The organism is Pseudomonas sp. LSJ-87 (assembly GCF_032971465.1).
In the GTDB taxonomy this organism is placed as follows: domain Bacteria; phylum Pseudomonadota; class Gammaproteobacteria; order Pseudomonadales; family Pseudomonadaceae; genus Aquipseudomonas; species Aquipseudomonas putida_Z.
On the sequence record NZ_JAWJYQ010000132.1, the window covers coordinates 1 to 303 of the forward strand.

1 protein-coding gene is annotated in these 303 nt (G+C 43.9%); it reads left to right on the forward strand.

The window, feature by feature from the left end; translation table 11 throughout:
- The first annotated feature begins 2 nt into the window (after nucleotides 1-2).
- Nucleotides 3-296 carry a ribosome hibernation-promoting factor, HPF/YfiA family gene (gene hpf / locus RYH74_RS26385; protein ID WP_317410635.1) on the forward strand — a complete coding sequence of 98 codons (294 nt, stop codon included), beginning with the start codon at nucleotides 3-5 and terminating at the stop codon, nucleotides 294-296.
- Nucleotides 297-303 lie beyond the last annotated feature (7 nt).

Sequence of the window (303 nt, forward strand, 5' to 3'; positions counted from 1 at the left end):
AAATCACCTCTGCAATCCGTGCTCATATTGAGAGCAAATTTAAAAAGCTGGAGAAATGGCAGGTAGACATCATCGGATGCCAAGCAACTTTCAGTGAGGAACCAAATAAACAGAAGAAATTCGAAGCCATTATTAAAGTTCCTAAAGGCCAGCTAATCGCCTCAGCAACTCACGAAGATCTTTACGCAGCTATCAATGAAGCGGAGCAAAAACTAGAACGACAACTGAATAAGCTGACCCACAAACCAGAAGCTCGACGTGCAAGTAAGCCTGAGCTAGTGGAAGAAGAAGAGTAAACGCCCC